This window comes from Caballeronia terrestris, assembly GCF_001544515.1.
GTDB classification, from domain to species: domain Bacteria; phylum Pseudomonadota; class Gammaproteobacteria; order Burkholderiales; family Burkholderiaceae; genus Caballeronia; species Caballeronia terrestris.
The window spans coordinates 1-586 of the sequence record NZ_FCOL02000610.1 but is presented as its reverse complement, the minus strand read 5'-3'; the positions used below and the strand labels follow the sequence as shown (position 1 = coordinate 586).

At 60.4% G+C, this 586-nt stretch carries 1 protein-coding gene; it reads right to left on the bottom strand.

The features are described 5' to 3' along the window. Nucleotides 1–586, bottom strand: a 586-nt coding sequence (locus AWB67_RS39205) for an IS3 family transposase (protein WP_125477922.1), incomplete at both ends; no start/stop codon positions are given.

The following is a 586-nucleotide window of genomic DNA, read 5'->3' as shown; positions in this document are numbered from 1 at the left end:
TTGACTGCCGCGGTCTGTGTGGTGAATCAGACCGACGGGCGGTCGGTGCGACGCGACCGCCCGAAACAGCGCCTGCATCACTAGATGCTTTGTCATACGCTCACTCATCGCGTAGCCGACCAACTCTCGGCTGAACAGATCCTTGAGCCCAGCCAGGTACAGCCAGCCCTCGTCGGTTGCGATGTACGTGATGTCTCCACACCACGCCTGGTTCGGCGCGCTCACCGAGAAATCCTGATTCAACTGGTTCGGTGCTACTGGCAGGTCGTGCTTCGAATTGGTGGTCGCTTTGAACTTGCGCTTCTGCTTGCAACGTAATCCAAGCTGCCTGCGCAGTCGCTTGACGCGATGCACGCCAACCTGCACACCGTGTTCTGTCAAATCTTTCTGCAGTCGTTCAGCGCCGAACGTCTCGCGCGTGCGCTGGTGCGCGGCGAGGATCTCTGCTTCCAAACGAGGTTCCTGTTGGGTACGGGACGACGGTGGCCGCTTGCGCCACGCGTAGTAGCCGCTGGTCGACACACACAGCAGTCGACACATCGGCGGCACCGGGTAGTCCTGTCGCATCTGCTCAATCACGCCGTAC